This window comes from Clostridioides sp. ZZV15-6383 (assembly GCF_020657735.1).
GTDB lineage: Bacteria > Bacillota > Clostridia > Peptostreptococcales > Peptostreptococcaceae > Clostridioides > Clostridioides difficile_D.
The window spans coordinates 1-255 of sequence record NZ_JAGWCV010000236.1 but is presented as its reverse complement, the minus strand read 5'-3'; the positions used below and the strand labels follow the sequence as shown (position 1 = coordinate 255).

General features: G+C 27.1%; 1 protein-coding gene. It reads left to right on the top strand.

What is annotated here, in order from left to right; all coding sequences use genetic code 11:
* Positions 1-24: 24 nt before the first annotated feature.
* The coding region (locus KGF42_RS19615) for an IS3 family transposase (protein WP_227826947.1) at positions 25-255 on the top strand (231 nt) is incomplete at its 3' end.

Here is a 255-nt window from a genome sequence, read left to right as displayed (position 1 = left end):
ACTAAATTTCCTAAATCAACATATATGTATTGGCAAAAGAGATTTCATAGTGAAAATCCAGATAAAGATATCGAAGAAAAAATCATGTCTATTTTTCAAGATCATAATGGTAGATATGGCTATCGCCAAATTACAGCTACATTAAAAAATAGTGGTATCGTTATTAATCAAAAGAAGGTTAGACGTATTATGAGAAAATTAGAACTTAAATGCATAGCATTTTCTCGTAAATCACGTAAATATAATTCCTATAAA